Source organism: Pirellulales bacterium, assembly GCA_019636335.1.
Lineage (GTDB): Bacteria > Planctomycetota > Planctomycetia > Pirellulales > JAEUIK01 > JAHBXR01.
The window spans coordinates 57,553-76,695 of the sequence record JAHBXR010000011.1 but is presented as its reverse complement, the minus strand read 5'-3'; the positions used below and the strand labels follow the sequence as shown (position 1 = coordinate 76,695).

Here is a 19,143-nt window from a genome sequence, read left to right as displayed (position 1 = left end):
GTTTAGTTCGCTTCCGTGCCAACACTCCTAACAACGTCTTCAGCTTCCGACTGCGTTAGTCCAAATGACTTGACGAATCCGATGACGCCCTCGCGATCTGGTAGAAATACTTTCCTATGATCCCGCGTAAGGGCATTGAATGGAACTACTTCGCCACCAACGATTCCACGATCTTTTTCGAACGTGAAACCAATCTTTCCTTGAGGAGACAAAGTAAGCCAAACTCGTGGTTCGCTTCCACCGGTCAGATTGCTGTGAAGGATTTCGACGAGTCCCCCGTGCTTCAAAAAATCGATGACAGAACTACGTGACAGGTTTTCTCGAACCAATTCATCTTCTGGCATCTCGAAAGCTACTTCTTCGGAACCACGCCTGAATCGTAGTCGCAACAACCGTCGCCCCCTGACGCCAAGTCCGCCTCGATCCTCAATGATCTGCGCCCAGATACGTTGCGATCCGTAGTCGAATGAAACCCAGTCACCGACATTCAGGCTTGAGGAAATACTTGGGGTGCTATGCATCTCTTATTCACCCCCGCGCTGCCAATGAACCCCGGGTCACCAACGGGAGCCCGGCCGGCGTGCCAGTGATCAATACTTCAGGGCTCACTTGCCGTGCAGTCATCAATTAAGCTCACAACCAAGGCGGCATCCCTGCCAGATGCGTTAAGTGCTGGCGCATTACCCCGTCCAAGGCCTTCGCTAAACCGTTGCACGACGAGCGCCATTGTTGAACTGTTCCTAGACGCAGACCACCGGTTGCAATTATAGCCCTGAAATCTTGGTGGACGATAGCATTTCGCCAGTCGTTTAACGCCAGTAAGTGATTACGGCGGCGGACATTTCTTTGATCCAGATAGTCCACTTCTTGCCAAAGATCGATTCCTAATCGCCCAAAGTCCGACCCAATGCTACCAGGCTGAGCGTTTCCGCGGTCGAGTTGCCGAGACCTGCCGAATTCATCCCGAACGATTACCTGCAGTCGCGAGGGGATCAGGGCTACAAGGTGATCGATGCACTCCGTATGAAGATCTCGACAAAAGCCTTGAAACTGCGAAGCAAGCAGTATCGCGTACGAATAGTTGAGTTGTTGGGTCGCATAGCGTCGCCCACGATCTGTGCCGCCAACCGCAACGTGTGCAGCAGTGATTTCGTCGAGCGCGGCTGACGCATCCGTGCGCCAACGCTGATAGGACGTGGATGCCATGATCTGCCCCCATACCAACAGCCCCTATAACTCTTCTTCGCTCACCGGCAGCTTCTCTCGGTAGTCATCGCCAAAACGGAGCCGGGCGGCGAAGCTCGTGACGTCGTCGGGATACTGGATGCCCAGGCGGCGCCAGAAGTCGGTGAAGACCCACAGGTCGGCCAGCTCGAAGCGGTCGTCCTCGAAAGCGCGCATCGGGCGGCTTTCGATCTCGGGCGATTGATGCACGAGATACGGCGCGATCGTTTCGGCCGGCTTGGACAACGCGGCGGCGATGGCCTCGGCATGACCTGCCCACTGCGCGCGCATGTTCGTCTTGTCGACTTCGCCTTCGGCGAAATAGTCGGGCACGCTGGCGAACCGATCGACGACGTGGCCGTTGTCCAACAGCACATGGGCCCAGTAGTCGCCATCGTAGACGTGTACCGTCGAAGCGACCGTCTTCAACTTGCGGCTCAGATGGCGGCAGAGCTCGACATCGTGAATGTTGAAGTAGCCCGGCCAGAGGGCCACGGTCCAGTCATCGACCGGTGAAAAGAGAAAGGCGTCGTTCCGCGATTCGAACTCGCCATGCGACTCATGTCGATCGACCGGCTGGCATTCGACACCATGCGAGGCGGCATAGAAAGCCGCCGCCTCGGAAAGAACCTGGACCGGTTGATGCCGGAACGCGGAAACGGCCAGAAAGAGCCCCATGGTTGGACCCTGATGCGCGAGGATCGAAAAGAAACGAATCGCCATTGTAAGCGACAGCGGCAGCCCAGCAAAAAAAGAGCCGGCCGAATTTGCCCGCGCCTGGCAGCCGGCATACACTGGCTCGGTGCGCTCGACACGGTCGTCCGTGGCTGGGGCGTCTACGCGGGACTCGATCCAAGCAGCAAGGGCCGAAGCAACCATGCGGTATCCACTTCCTAGGCGGCGCGGCGCGCAACTCTGGGCCTTGGTCGTGGCCTGTCTCGTGGGGAGTGCCGGCACGGTCCAGGCGCAAGACGCGAACCCCATCGATATCCGCGTCAAGCTGCGTGAGGGGGAACGCATCACCCTGCAGATCATCAACGAGCGCAGCCAGAATCTGCCCGGCCAGGCCCCCTCGAAAACGAAGTCGGCGGCCATCGCTTCGGCCCAGGTACAGAGCATCTCGCAAACCGACATGATCTTGCGCTGGGCGCGGACCGGCGGACGCATCCTCGAGCCGAATCCCCCCGACCTGTTTGCCGTACGCATGCTCGAGTTGGAAGAAACCAGCCCACTCGAGCTCGAGCTCTCGGCGGCGGGCATGGTGCTGGGGGTACGCAACTGGCGCGAGGTGCAGGCCGCCATGCAAACCCGCGTCGAGCAATTGATCAACGAGCTGGTGCGCGGGGGGGCCAAGCCCGAAGTCGCCGGCGCCCTGGGAAGCCGGGTCAAAGAAAGCATCTCGACCGAGGCGGGGGTCGATAAGTTGACGGCCGACGACGCGTATATCTACTTCGGGCTGTCGGGACGCACCGTGCAGCCGGGGGGGACCTCGGAATATGCGGGCGAACTGGTCAGTCCCTTTGGCGGCGATCGCGTGCCCGCCCCGATCGTGCTGACCGTCAAGGCCGACGACGCCGCGAAAGGCACGATCACGATTCGTAGCGAGCAAAAGGCCGACGAGGCCGAAGCCCGCCGTATGATGGTCGAATTCTTCAAGCGCAGTGCCAAAGAACAGGGCAAACCCTTCGACGAGGCCAAGCTGCCCAAAACGGTCGCCATCGCCACGGTTGCGGAGTATTTGATCGAGCTCGAAAGCGGGCTGCCGCTCAAGCTCGTCCACGGCCGCGAGGTCAACGTCGACGGCGTGGTGCAGGTCGACACGACCGCCATGCAGCGCGTGGCGAAGCAGTTGTAGGACGGCCCTTTGACGTCGACGCCATCGTACCCTCCGCACCACCATGCGCCGGCCTTCAACGGCCGCGCTTCTCGGCGAATGACATGATGCGTTCCACCTCGTAGCGGCTGCCAACCAAGAGCGGCGTCCGCTGGTGCAACGTCTCGGGCACGATCTCCATGATGCGTTGCCGGCCGTCGGTGGCCATACCGCCGGCCTGTTCGGCCAGGAAGGCAATGGGATTCGCCTCGTACAACAGCCGCAACTTGCCCTGTGCATAATGGGCCGTGGGGGGATAGAGGAAGATTCCCCCCTTGAGCAACGTGCGATGAAAGTCGGCCACCAGCGAACCGATGTAGCGCGAAGAATAAACCGTGCCGTCCTCGCCCGACTTGAGCCAGTGCAGAAAGCGGCGCACATATTCCGGAAAGCTGTCGGCGTTGGCCTCATTCACCGAGTAGAGGTTGCCGCGCTCGGGCATGCGGATGTTCGGATGGCTGAGCACGTAGGCGCCGATCAGCGGATCGAGCGTGAAGCCGTACACACCGTGCCCGGCCGTGTAGACCAGCATCGTCGACGAACCATAGAGCACGTAGCCGGCGGCCACTTGCTGGTACCCCGGCTGCAGCACGTCGGCCGCGGGGTCGGAGTTGACGTTCAAGTCGCGCCGCAGGATGGAGAAGATCGTCCCGACGCTGACGTTGAGATCGATGTTGCTCGAACCGTCGAGCGGATCGAACACGACGATGTATTCGCCTGCCTGCGGGTTCTGCAGCACGACGACCGGCGATTCGTTTTCTTCAGAGGCCAGGATGCCGACGTTGCCACGGTTGCCCAGGCAATGGAGCAGCGCATTGTTGGCAAAGACATCGAGTTGCTGCTGCACCTCGCCCTGCACGTTGACCTGGCCCGTACCGTGCAGCACGGCATTCAGGCCGAAACGCCTCACTTCGGCCGAGACCATCTTCGTCGCCAGCGTCAGCCCCGACAGCAACCACGAGAACTCGCCCGTCGCGTCCGGATGAAACTGACGCTGCTGGTCGAGAATGTGCTGGCCCACCGTCAACGGCTGAGAGGCGCGCTCGACGACGTCGCTCAGCGGAACCGTCGCTCGTTTTTCAGCAGGGGCAACAACCTTCGGCGAGGCAGTATCGGCCATGGAAATCCTCGACGGACGCTAAGAAAGTAAGCCTGCGCATCATACCGGGAAGCAAGAATCGCCGCGAGACAGTCGTGCCCGCGGATCGCCAAGCCGAAAAGTGACACGGACGACTAACGGACCAGCGGCGACTTATCGCCCTCTATGCTTTGGCCATGTCCCGGGCGTGGTAGCTCGACCGCACGAAGGGTCCGCTGGCGACCTGGGCAAACCCCATGCGGCGGGCCGCCTCGCCCAGCTCGTCGAACTCCTCGGGCGTTGCATAGCGCACCACCGGCAGATGCTGCGGCGAGGGCTGCAGATACTGCCCCAAGGTCAGCAGATCGCAGCCCGCGTCGCGCAGATCGGCCAGCGTGTCGAACAATTCGTCGCGCGTCTCGCCCAGCCCCAGCATGAGGCCGCTCTTCGTCTTCAAGCCGGGATCGCGCTCCTTCACGCGACGCAGCAGCCTCAGCGTCCAGCGATAATCCGATTTTCGTCCACGCACGGTGCGGTAGAGCCGCGGCACGGTCTCCGTGTTGTGATTGAACACCTCGGGGGCGGCGTCGATCACTCGGTCTAGCGCGGGCCGATTGTGCAGGAAGTCGGGCGTGAGCACCTCGACCGCGGCGCCGGTCTTTTCTCGCACGGCGAGCACGCACTGGTAGAAGTGCTCGGCGCCGCCGTCGGCGAGATCGTCGCGCGTGACCGACGTAATGACGACGTGCTTGAGCCCGAGCCGCAGGGCCGCTTCGGCGACACGTTCCGGCTCGTCCGCCTCGACCGCCTGCGTGCGTCCCTTGTCGACGGCGCAAAAGCCGCACGGGCGCGTGCAGACGTTCCCCAAAATCATGAACGTGGCAGTCTTTTGCGAGTAGCACTCCATGCGGTTGGGACAGCGCGCGTTGTCGCACACCGTCTCGAGCCGCAGTTCCTCGAGCAATCGCGCCGTGTAGTGATTCGCGTTTCCCAGCGGTACGTTGCGCTTGAGCCAGCGCGGCAGGCGCGAGGCAGGCTCGGCCGCCACTTCGCGCGGCGCGTCGATGATCGGCAACAAGGTCGTGTTATCCGACACGGCGAACGGCCTCGCGCGTGGGGGTCGCCGGGCGAGCCAGCCAGGGGTGCCCGGTGTAGAGATGAAATCGGGTAGCGCCCAAGGCGGTCGCCACATTGCGCACCAGCGATTCTCGCACCGTCGTCATGCGCAAGGGTCGCTGGCGTTCGGCCCCCAGCGAGCTCATGGGCAATCCCTCGCTCGCGTCGGCGACGATCGCACGATTCACCGACGGCAGCGCGTGGACGTTGACGAACAGCCCGTGGTAGCTGATCCAATGTTTCACGGCGGCGCCGAAGGCCGCCACCTGTCCGGCGCGGGCCCACACGCCGTGGCGATCGTCGTGCGTGCGAACGGGCACACCAAGTTCGCTGAGTGATGCCACCACTCCCACTTGTAATTGCGCCAGATAGTCCCCCACCGTCAGACCGCGTGCGGCCAGCGGCACGATGGGGTAGATGGCCAATTGACCCGGCCCGTGCAGCAGGCAACCGCCGCCACGGTTCACCCAGCGCAGTTCCAGCCGGCGGTGGACTAGCTCATCGTCACTCAATCGGATGTGGGCGCGCGAACCTTGCCGGCCGATCGTGATCAAGGGTTGGTGTTCGCACACGAGAAGCGTAATTTGCCCATCTCCCCGGTCGGCGGCCTCGTAGACCAGCCGCTGCTGGAGCGCAAGGCAGGCCTCGTACTCGAGCGGACCCAAGAGATGGGCCTCGAGCGAGGCGTCGTGCGCGTCGTGTGGCGAGGGAGACCGGAGCATGAGCTTTTCCTGACGGCGGCCGGCGTGCGAGGGGCGTTGCGACATCGACCCTCGAGCGAGAATCGACGGCTCGACCCGGCCTCGAAAAAGATGGGGTTCATCTTTCGGCCTCGCATCGGCTGCCAACGTGATTTACTCTAGCAGGAGCCACGCCCCGGACCAAGGTGAGTGAGGGCCGGTCGAAATGTCAGTTTTTCTCATCGCAGAATACTTCCGGGTGCCATGCCCTCACCGTACTCGGGGTGGGCATGCGTTCGAGTCGAGCAGCATGCGTCGCGACATTCTCATTTGCAGGGAGACCGAGCCACGGCCAAGTCGAATAAGAAAGCAGCGCCCGACCGCGAGCACGACAACGAGCGGTTGATTGCCCAGAATCGCAAGGCGCGCCACGAGTACGAGGTGATCGAGACCCTCGAGTGCGGCATCGTGCTCGTGGGGAGCGAAGTGAAGAGCCTGCGCACCGGCAAGATGTCGCTCGACGAGGCGTACGGCCGCATCAAGGAGGGCGAAGTCTGGCTGATGGGCTGCGACATTCCCGAGTACGTGCAGGCCAACCAATTCAATCACCAGCCCAAGCGTCCGCGCAAGCTGCTCTTGCACCGCCGCGAGATCAAACGTTTTGCCTCACGCGCGTATGAAAAAGGTCTCACGCTCGTCCCCCTGAAGATGTACTTCAAGGAGGGAAAAGCAAAAGTCCTGCTCGGCATCTGCAAGGGGCGCAAGCTGTACGACAAACGCGAGGTGATGAAGAAGAACGACGTCAAACGCGACATCGCCCGGGCGATGCGGCGGGGGTGAGAGGCATTGTACAAGCTGGGGGCCGCCATGCACCGGGAGCAATCTGCATCAGAGGCGCGGTATTCGTACTATCATCGCCAAGAGGAAAAACTCGATCACTACGTTGTCAATTCCATCCTTCCCACTCGTTGGCTCCAATTGGATTTTGTATTCAACGATCGACCAAGACGCTGGCTGCGCACAGTGAGGTATTCATCGCGGCCACCTATTGGGCAGGGTGTAGCTTCTCTACTCTCTTCCCGAAAGGTAGTGCGTGAAGTTATCGGAGCTTTTCGAACCGAATGCCAATTACTTGGAATTGTGTTAGATCCGGTCGAGCTCTCTTTTACCCAATCTGATATCAACTGCTACGAGCAATATGCACAAGCTGCTCGAGAACTCGCGCGTCACATTGCGTCAGGATCTGGTTTCTACGAGTGGACAATGTCCACTTTGGACAGCGCCACAGATTCTCAGTGAATTGCGTGATTGGATGCGTCTGGAGAAAATATTCGATTGGAATCACGGCTTGCGTGTGGTGTCAGAACTTCTTCCCAATTAGTTTTCTCCGGTGATTGAAGTCGCCGGAGTGGCACTGGCTTTGCCAGTGATTCTCGAGGCCCGGCGTCGATCACTTCGTGGGAAGTTGGGTTCGATATCTCTACCACCAACTTCCATTGCCCTGAGCTTGGATCGCCCCAGGAAACGTCTGCACGAATTCGTCGTTGCCCGAACCGCACTGGCAGAGCCAGTACCACCCAATTCTAGACCGAAGGCACTATTGGGGTCATCTGGTTTCGGTGAACCAAGAAGGTTCTTTGGCCGTAACAACAGCAATGCCGCCGCTCGGGTTGCGCGCCCGTAGTGATCGTGCCTCCCGCGACCGCGGTTGTCCGCAAAAGCTAACTCGCTAGACTGGAAACGCTTTCGTCGCCCGAAAGTCACACCTTACCTGGACGCTCCCTCCCCGCCTGCGCCATGCTGCACCTGCGAAATGTCCGCAAGTCGTTTGTCGAGCCCGATGGGTCGCGGCTGCCCATTCTCGACGTGGCCGACTTTCAGCTCGCCGCCGGCGAGCAGGTGGCCCTGGTCGGGCGCAGCGGATCGGGGAAGACCACCCTGCTGCACATCATCGCCGGCATCACGCGGGCCGACTCGGGCGAGGTATGCATCGACGGGCTCGATATCACGCGGCTCTCCGAACCGAGCCGCGACCGATTTCGCGCCGACAAGATCGGCTACGTCTTTCAAACGTTCAATCTGTTGGCCGGCTTCTCGGCCCTCGAGAACGTGCTGCTCGGCATGACCTTTTCGGGGCGCAAATCCGACCCGGCCCGGGCGCGGCAATTGCTCGAACAGGTCGGCCTCTCCCACCGGCTGTCGCACAAACCAACGATGCTCTCGGTGGGCGAACAGCAGCGCGTGGCCGTGGCCCGGGCGCTGGCGAACCGCCCCAAGCTGCTGCTGGCCGATGAGCCGACGGCCAACGTCGACGCGCGGCACCAGCAGCAGATCGTCGACTTGATCCGCAACTGCTGCCGCGAGCAGCAAGTCGCGCTGTTGATGGTCACGCACGCCGACCAGATCGCCGCGCAGTTCGAGCGCGTGGAACATCTCGAATCGTTCAATCAGGTGATGGTCGGCGCATGAGTCTCTGGAAAATCGCCTGGCGTACGGTCGAGCAGCGCCCGCTGGCCTCGATTCTGACCGGCTTCTCGATGGCGCTCGGCGTGGCGCTGGTCGTCTCGGTGCTCGTGATTCATGGCGCCGTGCGCGATTCATTTCAGCGCGCGGCGCAGGGCTACCACCTGATCGTCGGCGCGAAGGGGGGCCGCCTGCAACTGGTGATGAACACCGTGTTCCATCTCAGCCAGCCGATCGAGAACATCCCCTGGAGCTATTACAAGGAATTCACCGAGGGGAAGTTCAAGCCCTACACAGCGCTCGCCGTGCCCTACTGCCTGGGAGACAACTACAAGGGTTTTCGCGTTGTCGGCACCACCCCCGCGATGTTCGATCAGCTCGAATATGCCCCCGGCGAGAAGTACAGATTCTCGTCCGGCGAGAACTTCAAGGAGGATCAATTCTTCGAAGCGGTCGTCGGCTCGCTCGTCGCGCGCAAGACGGGCCTTCGGGTAGGCGACACGTTCAAACCGACGCACGGCATCTCGACCGACGAGAAGCAGGGCAAGGAGCACGATCCGTTCAAGGTCGTGGGCATTCTGGCGCCAACGGGCACACCCAACGATCGCGCCGTGTTCGTCAACCTCGAAGGTTTTCTGTTGCTCGAAGGGCACGCCAAGCCGGTCGAAGGGGAGGATGCCGCGGCGGCCACGGCCGAAGCAGCGCACCATGCATACAACGACGGCGGGCAACCGGCGCCGCTGCCCGAGAATCAGCGCGAGGTGACCTCGATCCTCGTCCTCGCCACGAACGACATCACGTCGCAGGCGATCTTCCAGGCGGTGAACGAGGGGAATGTCGCCCAGGCGGCTGCCCCGGCGCGTGAGGTGCTTACGCTGTTCGAGGGGATTGTCGGCTTCGTGCAGGTCGTGCTGCTGGCGTTGACGGTGTTGATCATCGTCGTGGCCGGCATCGGGATCATGGTCAGCATCTACAATTCGATGAGCGAGCGGCGGCACGACATCGCCGTGATGCGGGCCCTGGGGGCACGCCGCTCGACGGTGATGATCGTGACCCTGCTCGAAAGCGTCCTCTTGTCGCTTTTGGGGGGTGTCGCCGGGGTGCTGCTGGGGCACGGCTTGATCGGGGTTCTCGATCCGGTTTTGGTGGCGCAAACGGGCGTTTCGATCGGATTCTTGAAGTTCTCGCCCATTGAGTTAGTTTTGATTCCAGGCTTGGTGGTGCTGGCCTCGCTGGCCGGCTTCTTGCCCGCCCTGTCCGCCTATCGCACCGACGTGGCGAAGGCGCTGAACGCGTCCCCCTAGGGCCATCGATTCGCAGGAGCCATTGCGATGCGATCTATCATGAACCGACCCGCGTGTTTCGATCGCGCGCTGCTGGCCGTCGTGGCCGTGCTGCTGTCGCTGCCCTTGCTCTTGGGCAACGGTCGCGCCGTGGCCTGTCCCTTTTGCAGCGCGGTCTCGCTCACGCTGACCGAAGAGATCAACACGGCCGATCTGGCGGTGATCGCCAAGATCGCTCCCGGGCAAACGCTCCCCTCGACCAGCGCCACCGAGGCCCCGGCCCAAGCCACGAAGACGAAGTTCGAGATCGTCGAAGTGCTCAAGGGACAGGAACACGTGAAGCCGGGGGACATGATCGACGTCTTCTACTTCGGCCAGGATGCCCAGCAGCCCGAGTTCATGATTACCGCCATCGATCCCAAGATGCCGAGCTGGGGCACACCGATCGGACTGAGCGAACGGGCCGGCGCTTACGTTCGCAAGCTGCTCTCGCTACCGCCGAAGGGGGCCGACCGGTTGGCCTTCTTCCAGGACTATTTTGAAGACACCGATCCCATTCTCGCGGCCGACGCCTACGACGAGTTCGCTCGCGCGCCGTATGCCGAAGTGCAGGAACTCAAGGAGCGGATGCCGCATGCGAAGCTGCTCGAGTGGATCCAGAACCCCGAGGTGACCGCCTCGCGCAAGCGGCTGTATCTCACGATGCTGGGCGTCTGCGGCACGCGCGACGACGTACCCGTGTTGAAGTCGATGATCGAGTCGGACGATCGTCAGGCCAAGACCGCGCTCGACGCGGTGGTCGCCTGCTATCTGCTGCTCGAAGGCCCCGACGGCCTCCCCCTGGTCGAAGATCGCTTCCTGAAGAACAAGGAGGCCGAGTACACCGACACCTACGCCGTGATCATGGCCTTGCGCTTCCACGGTCAGGAAGTCACGGTGATTCCCAAGGAACGACTGGTCGAGGCGATGCGACACATGCTCGGGCGCCCGCAACTGGCCGATCTGGTGATCGCCGATCTGGCCCGCTGGGAAGACTGGCAGTCGATGCCGCGCCTGGTCGAGCTGTTCAAGGGGGCCGACGAAGAGTCGGGCTGGGTCCGCGTGCCGGTGGTGAATTTCCTCCGCGCTTGCCCGCTGCCCGAGGCGCAGACCTATCTGGCCGAGCTCGCGGAGATCGATCCCGATGCCGTGAAGCGGGCGAACAGCTTCCTGCCGCTGCCGGTCGATTCGCAGCCGGCGCTCGTGCCGGCGGCATCGGCCGATGACGCCACCCCGGCCACGCCAACCAGCGACGCCAGCGCCCCGGCGAGCGATACCACGGCTTCGGCGGACGTGACTTCCCCGGCTGATGTGCCTGCCGCCACTACAGAAGTCGCTTCGCCGATGACGGATACCGATGGCGATGCGACGACCGTCTCCACCACCACGGCACCCGCTGCTAGCGGCGACACGCCAGGGGGCAGCGATGAGGGGGACAATCTGGCCAGCGCGACTCCCGTCCCAGCCTCGCCCGTAAAGCCTCTGGCAACACCCAACGGCGACAAATGGTCGTGGGCGGTGTTCGCGACGCCGATCGTGGCGGCGGCCGTGCTCGTCATCCTGCTGATGCTCATTTTCCGTGGCCAACGCGGCAGTACCGCCATCTGACCTCGGAGCGCGGTATCGGGCCGCTGCGACCCAGGGGTTCACCGGTCCAAGTCGTACGACCGTTGCGATGGAGCGCAGGCGCCGCGTTGGATGAATCGCTATCCGCACGGCACGCTTGCCCAGAATCGAGCCGCACGGCATGCTTGCCAGGCCGTGGCGCTGCGGCTGCCGATACGGCTTCTACTTGCGGCTCTCTGAGGCGTCTTTCATGCGCAACGTTCCGACGTCCATCAGGCCCTTCTGGGCGATCGCCGCGTTCGGCCTGCTCACCGCGGCCTGTTCGCTGCGCGCCGCGAACGCCACGGAATGGGTACGCTACGCCGGACAAGGCTTCGTCCTCGAACACCCGGCAGGATGGCAGATCGAGAGTAGCGCCGAGCAGGGTACGATCGCCGCACAAGGCCCCGCCGGTCAGCAGCTCACCATGTGGCCCATCTTCGTGCGGAAGGAGTTCACTCCCGGGCTGGCCAGGCTCGTCGCGGGGCAGCTCGCACGACGCGTGGCGCCGGAGGTGAACTGGCAGGTCGCACCCAAGGTCGCGGGCACGGCCGTCAAGCTGGTGGGGCGCGACGACGCAGGCAATGGCGCCGTCGCCAGCCTGAGCTGGGTCGCCGCGAAACCGGGTACCGCGGCCACGTTCACCTGCGCGATCGCGCCGGCCGAAACGTTCGCGCAGGCAGCAGGCCTCTTCGCCGAGATCCTGGCCAGTCTGCGATTACAGGGCAGCGTCGAGGAAACGCCGGACGCCGGCCTGGCGTTCGAAACCTGGCGCGATCCCCACGAAAACGCCTTCGAGGTCGAGATCCCGCAAGGCTGGCAGGTGCAGGGTGGGCTGGCCCGCTTCGGCGAAAGCGACACGCGGCCGGTGATCGAGGTCCGCTCCCCCGACGGCAGCCTGCGCGTCTACCTGGGAGATGCGCACACGCCGACTTTCGTAGTCCCCACGCCCACGCTCGCAGGGGCGGGCTTTGTCGAAGGAAGCTGGTACGCGCCACCGCTCGGGATGCGGATGCAGGTGCGGCGTTTCATGTCGGGCGCACAGTTCGCTCGCTGGTTCGTCACAAATACCGTGGCCCGCGAGATGACGAGTCTGCGTTTTACTGTGGTGCGCAATCGGCCCGATCTCGATCGTCTGCTGGCGGGCATCCTCCGTCGCGCGGAGGCACCCGATGCCGAGCGACCGCTGAACGCTGGCGAGCTCCTCTATACGTGCCGCGAGCAGGACCGAAGCTTCGTGGGTTATGCCTTTGCGGCCACGCTCGAGAAGCCTCTCTCGCGCGGCCAGGGCGACCAGTGGAGCGTGGTGCAGAACTACGGCTACCTGGCCCCCACCGAGTTGGCCCCCACGGCCGAATCCGTGCTGCGACGCATGGTGGCCAGCTTCCGGTACGAGCCAGCCTGGGTCGCTAAACAGAATCACCTGGCACCCGGTTTCGCCGCGATCGCGGCCCGGTCAGCCACCGAGTTGGCCGAGACGATCGGTGAAACCAGCGAGGCCGAACGCGGCAAGAGCGACCGCGAGACGCGACTGCGCGAGACCGAGAATGTGGTGGTCGACGTCACCGATGCGACCGACCCCGCGACGGGCATGCCGCTGCGCGTGGAGAGCGGGGCCGGCTACTACTGGCTCGACCCGCGCGAAAACATCATCGGCACGGAGCATTACTCCGTGCCGAATGTCGATCCGCGAGAACTGCTGCGGCGGCCGCGCTGAGCGGCCTAACCGTTGATCGCGTCGATCTTGACCGTCGTGTGAATCTGACGGTGCCCCGTGCGGCGGCGGCTGTTCTTACGCTTGCGCAGACGCTGCACGACAAGCTTGGGGCCCATCTCGACGCCCAATACCTCGGCCGTGACCGAAGCGCCACTGAGCGTCGGCTTGCCAAGCTTGATGCCGGCATCGTCGCGAATGGCGACCACGTCGAAGGTGATCTTTTCGCCCTTCGGCACGTCACGGTAATCGACGACGACTTCTTGACCGGGCTCGACCTTCAACTGTCGGCCACCATCTTGGATGATCGCGTACATGGCTTCTCGTACTCGTAGCAGGTGATTTTATCGAAGTGCGACCGCGGCGCGTTCGCGCCGACGGGTCGGTCGTTACCGTGTGGTGGCCGCCAGAACCAAGACCCGCCCCCGGCGGGGGGGGCAGGGCCCTAGCTGGAACTCCTTACTCTATCGCCCGAGTGCTGATTGGTCGAGCCGTCGCCGGGCAAAAATTTGACCGGCCGGCCCGTTTCATCCTCGCACTCGATCAGCAGAAACTCCGGCGTGGCCCCCTCGCGCCCCAAAACCTGGATCGTGAGGTCGTTTTCGTCCTCGAGCCGGGCCAGTTCGCGGCGTTTCCGGTTGTTCAGATAGCTCGAAACGTCGTCCGCCACCGCAATGGTGACCTTCGAGACGTCTTCCTGCTGGCAGGCCAGCATCAGCAGCCGCACGACCTCGATGGCCATGCTCTCGGCGGTCTTCACTACGCCGGTGCCGGTGCAGCCGGGGCAGTCCTTGAAAACGCTGCGCTTGAGACTCGGCCGGATTCGCTGCCGGGTCATCTCGATCAGCCCAAAGGGGCTGGTCCGCAGGATCTTCGTGCGTGCCCGATCGCGCTTCACGGCGTCGCGCAGGGCCCGTTCGACGTTGCGGCGATGGCGTTCCTTCCGCATGTCGATGAAGTCGTTCACGATCACGCCCCCCAAGTCGCGCAGGCGAAGCTGCCGGGCGATCTCGCGAGCGGCGTTCAGGTTCATCTGGTAGGCGGTCTCCTCGGCCGAGTCGTCGGCCCGGAAGTTGCCGCTATTCACGTCGATGGCGACGAGCGCCTCGGTCTGATCGATCACGATCGACCCGCCGGCCCGCAGCGGCACATCGCGACGGTGGATCTTGCTGATCTCTTCGTCGAGGTGGTACTTGTGGAACAGCGGCTCGCGCCCCTCGTAGAGCTTGAGGCGATGCACGTAGCGGGGCATCACCATCTGCAGAAACTCCTTGGCCCGCTCGTAGGCCGAGGCCTCGTCGATGTAGATCGTGTCGACGTCCCCCGTGAAGATGTCGCGGATCGTGCGGATGATCATGTCGCTTTCTTCGTAGATCGCGATGGGACCGGGGTACTTGCGAATGCGCCGCACGATCACCTTCCACAGGCGCAGCAGGTAGGCCAGATCGCGCGAGAGTTCTTTCTTCGTACGATCGGAGCCGGCCGTGCGAATGATGAAGCCGAGCCCCTTGGGCGGATTCAACTCGAGCATCACGTCGCGCAGCTTGCGGCGCACGTCATCGTCTTCGATCTTGCGCGAGACACCGACGCGCCCCAACGCAGGCATCAACACGAGGTAGCGGCCCGGGATACTGATGTAGGTGGAGAGCGTGGGGCCCTTCGTACCGATACCTTCCTTGATGACCTGCACCAGCACCTCGTCACCGCGACGCAGGATCTCTTGAATCGGCGGTTTGATGCGCGGCCGCGCTCCGGCGCGCGGTGGCCGACGGCGCCCGCGCTCGTGGCGGCCATTGTGGCCGCCGTTGCTCACCCCCTCTTCGTTGGGAACTTCGTCATCGTCTCCCAGATCGATATCGGAATTGCGGCCGTTGCGGCCGCCGAATTCGATCGGCTTGCCGGGGTCGTACCCCCCCTGGCGAAAGTACTGCGGCTCGACGTCGCTGATGTGCAGAAATCCGTTGCGACCGACGCCGAAGTCGACAAAGGCGGCCTGAATGCTCGGTTCGAGGTTGACGACCTTGCCCTTGTAGATGTTGCCGACGTAGTTGTTCTGGCTCGCGCGCTCGATATACAACTCTTCGAGCACGCCATCTTCGACGATCGCAATGCGGCATTCTTCCGGCTGCGATACGTTGATCAGCATCTCTTGCTTCATCGTGAGTGTTTCTTTCTTGTGTTGTCTTGGGCGCCTCAGGCTTCGAGCTCGACGGCTGTGCGCGTCAGGTGGAAGCCCTGCTGTTCCAGGTCTTCCAGTCCGAGCGCCGCGAGCACTTCGCGCGGGCGGCCAGTCCCTTGTTGGGTGACTCGCAATTGGATCCGCAGCGTGCCTTCATCGAGCGCGAGCGCTTCGAGATAGGGACGCAGATCGATCGGGTTGTGCGTCGTGCCGCGGTCGACCGGGTAGGTCGTCTCGGCCATGAGCCACGCGATGCGCTGACGCGCGGCCGCCTGGCGTTCGGTGGGCACGGGCATCTCGAGCCGGACGCGCGCCACGCGGGGCTTCGGCGCCCCTTCGGCGAGCGCTTCGACCGAGACGATCTCCAAACCCGGCGGCGCATGCCGCACCAACAGGGCGTGAAGCGTTTCGGCCGATCGGTCCTCGTTCAGCTCGACCTCCATCACTTCGTCCAACCCGGCAATGCCTACGGCCAGCGCCGACGGGAAGCTCATGCGCGGCTTGGGATGAAACCCCTCGCTCATGCCAAGCTGCAGTCCCGCGCGGCGAAACAGCCGCTCCATCGTCCGGATCAGATCCAGGTGACTGATCTGCCGCACGTCGTCGATCTTGCGAAATCGGATGCGAATTCGCCTACGTAACATAACACCATGATCTCGTTCGGCGTCACGCGCATGCGCCAACGCCGCATTCCACGTTCTCGCAACAGAACCACGCGTCCTGTCGCGACGTCAGTCTGCCAACTCGGGCAGAATCTTCTTCAGCTCCTCCTTCAGGTAGTTCTTCACGTCGCGCGCGTTCTCGAGCGTGAGCGCGTGTCGCGCCACGTCCTCGCAATGGGCGATCGAGACGCTACGGCAAATCTTCTTGATCTCGGGGATCGCACTGGGCGTCACGCTCAACTGGCGCAGCCCCAGCCCCAGCAGCAACATCGTGTAGGGGGGGCTGCCGCTCATCTGGCCGCACACGTTGACCGGCCGACCCTGCGCGCCCTGCACGGCCATCTGCAGCAGGCGCAGCACGGCGGGGTCCGAGGCGTTGTACAACGCCGCCACATCCTTGTTGTCGCGGTCGACCGCCAACGTGTACTGGATCAGGTCGTTCGTGCCGATGCTGATGAAATCCGCATCCGACATGAAGTGATCGAGCATCACCACCGTCGACGGCACCTCGACCATCATGCCGATCGAAACGTTGCGATCGAACTCCACGCCGCTCTCTTCCAGATCCTCCATCACGTCGGCCAGCACCATCTTCGCCTGACGCAGCTCGACCAAGGTCGAGATGAGCGGGAACATGATTCGCAAATTGCCGCGCACGCTCGCCCGCAGGATCGCGCGCAACTGCGTGCGGAACAGGGGCAGGTTGCGGAGCGACACGCGGATGCTGCGCAGCCCGAGGAACGGATTGCGTTCGACGGTGCTGGGATTCACGCCGGTCACCTTGTCCGCGCCCAGGTCGAGCGTGCGGATCACCACGGGGCGCGTGCCCATCGCCTCCGCCACGCGCACGTAGGCCTCGTAGTGAGTCTCTTCGTTGGGCTCGGTCTCGGCGCCCAGGTAGAGAAACTCCGTGCGGTACAGCCCGATGCCATCGGCGCCACGATCGAGGCAATGCCGCACTTCGTGCGGAAACTCGATGTTCCCCAGCAGCGTGATGCGCACGCCGTCGGTGGTCTCGGCCGGCAGATCGCGCAACGTCTCGAGCCGCGCGGCCAGCGAGCGGCTCTCTTCCGCCTCGTGGCGGTAGCGGGCGATCGTCTCCTCGTCGGGATGCAGGATCACCTCGCCGCGATCGCCGTCGATGATGACGAGATCGCCCCCCGACACGTCGCTGAGGAAGGCCCCCATGCCGACGACGGCGGGAATCTCGAGCGCGCCGGCGACGATGGCCGTATGGCTGCCGGGCCCGCCGATCTCGGTCACGAAGCCGCGCACGAACTGCCGGTCGAGATTGGCCGTCTCGCTGGGGGTGAGGTTGTGCGCCAGCACGACGACCGGCGACGTAAGCTGCGAGATCTCTTCGCGACGCAGCCCCAGCAGATTGCGCAGCAGGCGGCGTTCGATATCGATGATGTCGTGCGCGCGGTCGGCGAGGTAGGAATTCTCGAGGTTCTGGAAGACTTTGACGTACCGCCGCATGACGCGGCTGACCGCGTACTCGGGCGAGTAGTGCCGGTCGCGGATCATCTCGTCCAGCTCGGTGTGGAGCCGGGGATCGCGTAGCATCTGCAGATGCGCCTCGAAGATGGCGCCGTACTGCTGCCCCAACTCACGATTCACCGTGTCGCGGTTGACCTCGACCTCGCGACACGAGGCCTCGCAGGCCTGGGCCAGGCGCGCAAGCTCATCGACCACCGCGTCGCGCGCAACGAACCGGCGAGGGATGCGGAATCCCTCCTGGTCCATTACGAACGCCTCGCCGATGGCGACACCTGGCGAAACGGCTATCCCTTGTAAGCGTTGCATGAGATGCTCGAACGGCACACCGCGCCGGCACCGCGGCCGACGTCGCAAAGAGTCGCGTCCGGACCGTGGAATCGGTACGGGGCGCGTCTCTTCGAGACGTCCGCTTCGCGCTGTCGGCGTTGTTCGGTGCGCCGCTGCATCAAACCATGCTCCGTGCCGGTCTCTGGACGCGGCACGCCTCTAAATCGCCGGGCCGAGTCACGCGTGTTGCCCACGGCGACGACTCGCACCACGTTGTAAACCTCTCGTATCCGCGGGGCCGTGCGGCCCCAGTTTCACTGGCAGACCGGCGCGGCTAGTGGGGCGGCGCCGGTCGCGTTGATTCGTCCTCGAAATTGGCGACGATCAGCCCGGCCAGTGCTTCGAGCGCCTCGTCGGCGTCGCGGCCGGCGGCCTCGATCGTCAGTTCCGTGCCCGCCTCGGCGGCGAGGGTCAGCAAATCCAGAATGCTCTTGCCGTCGACGCGGTTGTTGTCTTTGACGACGATGATCCGCGCCTCGTAGCGGTTGGCCGTGCGCGTGAACAAGTCGGCAGGGCGCGCGTGCAAGCCCTGCGGATTGTTGATCACGACCTTACGGCTGCACTGCGGCTCGTTCATGTGTTCGTCGAGAAGGATTAGGTTCGCACCGGTTTGCTGGCCGAAGAACTCGGCCACACGACACTGGCGTCCGATCCGAATTGCCCGTCAGACGCTGAAAAGTCGTTCCGCCCGGCGAGGGACAGCACCGCATAAGGTTCTGCTGCCCATCGCCCCGGTCAGGCGAAGTGGTTGTTATCCGCTTCGTCCAAGAGATGCAAAATCTCTTCCGTGCTTTTCGCCTGTTTCAGGAACTTACAGAACGTGTCGTCACGCAACTGGCGCGAGATATTCTCGAGCGCACGCAGGTGATCGCCTGGCCGGTCGGGAGGGGAGATGAGCAAAAAGAAAAGATGAACCTTCTCGCCGTCGAGGCTTTTGAAATCGACGCCGTCGCGGCTGACCCCCACGGTGGCCACCAGGCGTTCGACGCCGGGATGCTTCGTGTGGGGCACGGCCACGCCACGGCCGATTCCGGTGCTCCCGAGCTCCTCGCGCTTCAGAATGGCTTTGACGATGCTGTCGTATTCGTTCTTGGCGATCTTGCCGGCATCGAGCAGCGCCTGAGCCATCTCGCGGATGACTTCCTCTTTATCGTCGGCCGCGAGACTCGCCTTGACGGCGTCGCGCGACACGAAGTCCGCAAACTTCATTCACCCACTCCTTTCACGGTGTGGATCGAGTAGCAGGATTCCCTCGGCTGGTTTACCCGGCCATGGCCGCGCCTTGCGCCGGTGCCCGCCCGGCAGCCATCGCGCGACGGGACGTTGCGGGGGCGATCGGAAAACCGATACCAGCGACCAGTAACGCGGCGCGTGCTGCCCGGACAAACAAGGACTGGTCC

Annotated in this window: 17 protein-coding genes; 6 read left to right on the top strand and 11 right to left on the bottom strand. The window is 63.3% G+C overall.

Annotated elements, in window-relative coordinates; genetic code table 11:
* Window positions 1-2 precede the first annotated feature (2 nt).
* Window positions 3-521, bottom strand: a complete 519-nt coding sequence (locus KF708_12635; GenBank protein MBX3413529.1) for a hypothetical protein — start codon at window positions 519-521, stop codon at window positions 3-5.
* 709 nt (window positions 522-1,230) lie between these two features.
* Window positions 1,231-1,902, bottom strand: a complete 672-nt coding sequence (locus tag KF708_12630; GenBank protein MBX3413528.1) for a hypothetical protein — start codon at window positions 1,900-1,902, stop codon at window positions 1,231-1,233.
* 199 nt (window positions 1,903-2,101) lie between these two features.
* On the opposite strand from KF708_12630, the gene KF708_12625 reads away from it, so the two are divergent.
* Window positions 2,102-3,079, top strand: coding sequence for a hypothetical protein (locus KF708_12625; GenBank protein ID MBX3413527.1), 978 nt, complete (start codon window positions 2,102-2,104; stop codon window positions 3,077-3,079).
* Window positions 3,080-3,134: 55 nt separating this feature from the next.
* Here the strand turns inward: KF708_12625 and fbp are convergent, their stop codons facing one another.
* From fbp to KF708_12610, 3 genes are all read right to left on the bottom strand, one after another.
* Window positions 3,135-4,217, bottom strand: coding sequence for a class 1 fructose-bisphosphatase (gene fbp / locus KF708_12620; GenBank protein MBX3413526.1), 1,083 nt, complete (start codon window positions 4,215-4,217; stop codon window positions 3,135-3,137).
* A gap of 142 nt (window positions 4,218-4,359) precedes the next feature.
* Complete coding sequence (lipA, locus tag KF708_12615) at window positions 4,360-5,367, bottom strand: lipoyl synthase (protein MBX3413525.1); 1,008 nt, start codon at window positions 5,365-5,367, stop codon at window positions 4,360-4,362.
* A complete protein-coding gene (locus KF708_12610; GenBank protein ID MBX3413524.1) occupies window positions 5,261-6,058 on the bottom strand; it encodes a hypothetical protein in 798 nt (265 codons plus the stop codon). Before KF708_12610 ends, lipA begins: the two co-directional genes overlap by 107 nt.
* A gap of 177 nt (window positions 6,059-6,235) precedes the next feature.
* On the opposite strand from KF708_12610, the gene smpB reads away from it, so the two are divergent.
* The 5 genes from smpB to KF708_12585 all read left to right on the top strand — a co-directional run bounded on the left by smpB (window position 6,236) and on the right by KF708_12585 (window position 13,078).
* A complete protein-coding gene (smpB, locus tag KF708_12605; protein MBX3413523.1) occupies window positions 6,236-6,811 on the top strand; it encodes an SsrA-binding protein SmpB in 576 nt (191 codons plus the stop codon).
* A 957-nt stretch (window positions 6,812-7,768) separates the two neighbouring features.
* On the top strand, window positions 7,769-8,440 hold the full coding sequence (locus tag KF708_12600) for an ABC transporter ATP-binding protein (protein ID MBX3413522.1): 672 nt from the start codon (window positions 7,769-7,771) through the stop codon (window positions 8,438-8,440).
* Complete coding sequence (locus KF708_12595; protein ID MBX3413521.1) at window positions 8,437-9,738, top strand: ABC transporter permease; 1,302 nt, start codon at window positions 8,437-8,439, stop codon at window positions 9,736-9,738. The genes KF708_12600 and KF708_12595 overlap by 4 nt, the downstream gene beginning before the upstream one ends.
* Before the next feature lie 39 nt (window positions 9,739-9,777).
* The gene (locus KF708_12590; protein MBX3413520.1) at window positions 9,778-11,364 is read left to right on the top strand and encodes a hypothetical protein; all 1,587 of its coding nucleotides are present in this window, start codon (window positions 9,778-9,780) and stop codon (window positions 11,362-11,364) included.
* A 208-nt stretch (window positions 11,365-11,572) separates the two neighbouring features.
* Complete coding sequence (locus tag KF708_12585) at window positions 11,573-13,078, top strand: hypothetical protein (protein MBX3413519.1); 1,506 nt, start codon at window positions 11,573-11,575, stop codon at window positions 13,076-13,078.
* 5 nt (window positions 13,079-13,083) lie between these two features.
* On the opposite strand, the gene rplU is transcribed toward KF708_12585, so the two are convergent.
* From rplU to KF708_12555, 6 genes are all read right to left on the bottom strand, one after another.
* The gene (gene rplU / locus KF708_12580) at window positions 13,084-13,392 is read right to left on the bottom strand and encodes a 50S ribosomal protein L21 (GenBank protein ID MBX3413518.1); all 309 of its coding nucleotides are present in this window, start codon (window positions 13,390-13,392) and stop codon (window positions 13,084-13,086) included.
* Window positions 13,393-13,520: 128 nt separating this feature from the next.
* A complete protein-coding gene (locus KF708_12575) occupies window positions 13,521-15,233 on the bottom strand; it encodes an Rne/Rng family ribonuclease (protein ID MBX3413517.1) in 1,713 nt (570 codons plus the stop codon).
* 35 nt (window positions 15,234-15,268) lie between these two features.
* On the bottom strand, window positions 15,269-15,898 hold the full coding sequence (locus KF708_12570; protein MBX3413516.1) for a TIGR03936 family radical SAM-associated protein: 630 nt from the start codon (window positions 15,896-15,898) through the stop codon (window positions 15,269-15,271).
* A gap of 87 nt (window positions 15,899-15,985) precedes the next feature.
* Entirely contained in the window at window positions 15,986-17,722 is a 1,737-nt protein-coding gene (gene ptsP / locus KF708_12565; GenBank protein ID MBX3413515.1) for a phosphoenolpyruvate--protein phosphotransferase, read from the bottom strand.
* Window positions 17,723-18,017: 295 nt separating this feature from the next.
* Window positions 18,018-18,320, bottom strand: a complete 303-nt coding sequence (locus KF708_12560) for an HPr family phosphocarrier protein (GenBank protein MBX3413514.1) — start codon at window positions 18,318-18,320, stop codon at window positions 18,018-18,020.
* 158 nt (window positions 18,321-18,478) lie between these two features.
* The gene (locus KF708_12555; protein ID MBX3413513.1) at window positions 18,479-18,952 is read right to left on the bottom strand and encodes a PTS sugar transporter subunit IIA; all 474 of its coding nucleotides are present in this window, start codon (window positions 18,950-18,952) and stop codon (window positions 18,479-18,481) included.
* Window positions 18,953-19,143 lie beyond the last annotated feature (191 nt).

What these genes read in the sequence shown, in the direction of transcription:
- KF708_12555 (MBX3413513.1), bottom strand. Translation starts at nt 18,952, where the DNA reads ATGAAGTTTGCGGACTTCGTGTCGCGCGACGCCGTCAAGGCGAGTCTC.
- KF708_12585 (MBX3413519.1), top strand. Translation starts at nt 11,573, where the DNA reads ATGCGCAACGTTCCGACGTCCATCAGGCCCTTCTGGGCGATCGCCGCG.
- KF708_12625 (MBX3413527.1), top strand. Translation starts at nt 2,102, where the DNA reads ATGCGGTATCCACTTCCTAGGCGGCGCGGCGCGCAACTCTGGGCCTTG.
- KF708_12600 (MBX3413522.1), top strand. Translation starts at nt 7,769, where the DNA reads ATGCTGCACCTGCGAAATGTCCGCAAGTCGTTTGTCGAGCCCGATGGG.
- lipA (MBX3413525.1), bottom strand. Translation starts at nt 5,367, where the DNA reads ATGTGGCGACCGCCTTGGGCGCTACCCGATTTCATCTCTACACCGGGC.
- rplU (MBX3413518.1), bottom strand. Translation starts at nt 13,392, where the DNA reads ATGTACGCGATCATCCAAGATGGTGGCCGACAGTTGAAGGTCGAGCCC.
- KF708_12560 (MBX3413514.1), bottom strand. Translation starts at nt 18,320, where the DNA reads ATGAACGAGCCGCAGTGCAGCCGTAAGGTCGTGATCAACAATCCGCAG.
- KF708_12635 (MBX3413529.1), bottom strand. Translation starts at nt 521, where the DNA reads ATGCATAGCACCCCAAGTATTTCCTCAAGCCTGAATGTCGGTGACTGG.
- KF708_12570 (MBX3413516.1), bottom strand. Translation starts at nt 15,898, where the DNA reads ATGTTACGTAGGCGAATTCGCATCCGATTTCGCAAGATCGACGACGTG.
- fbp (MBX3413526.1), bottom strand. Translation starts at nt 4,217, where the DNA reads ATGGCCGATACTGCCTCGCCGAAGGTTGTTGCCCCTGCTGAAAAACGA.
- KF708_12595 (MBX3413521.1), top strand. Translation starts at nt 8,437, where the DNA reads ATGAGTCTCTGGAAAATCGCCTGGCGTACGGTCGAGCAGCGCCCGCTG.
- smpB (MBX3413523.1), top strand. Translation starts at nt 6,236, where the DNA reads ATGCCCTCACCGTACTCGGGGTGGGCATGCGTTCGAGTCGAGCAGCAT.
- KF708_12590 (MBX3413520.1), top strand. Translation starts at nt 9,778, where the DNA reads ATGAACCGACCCGCGTGTTTCGATCGCGCGCTGCTGGCCGTCGTGGCC.
- KF708_12630 (MBX3413528.1), bottom strand. Translation starts at nt 1,902, where the DNA reads ATGGGGCTCTTTCTGGCCGTTTCCGCGTTCCGGCATCAACCGGTCCAG.
- KF708_12575 (MBX3413517.1), bottom strand. Translation starts at nt 15,233, where the DNA reads ATGAAGCAAGAGATGCTGATCAACGTATCGCAGCCGGAAGAATGCCGC.
- KF708_12610 (MBX3413524.1), bottom strand. Translation starts at nt 6,058, where the DNA reads ATGTCGCAACGCCCCTCGCACGCCGGCCGCCGTCAGGAAAAGCTCATG.
- ptsP (MBX3413515.1), bottom strand. Translation starts at nt 17,722, where the DNA reads ATGCAACGCTTACAAGGGATAGCCGTTTCGCCAGGTGTCGCCATCGGC.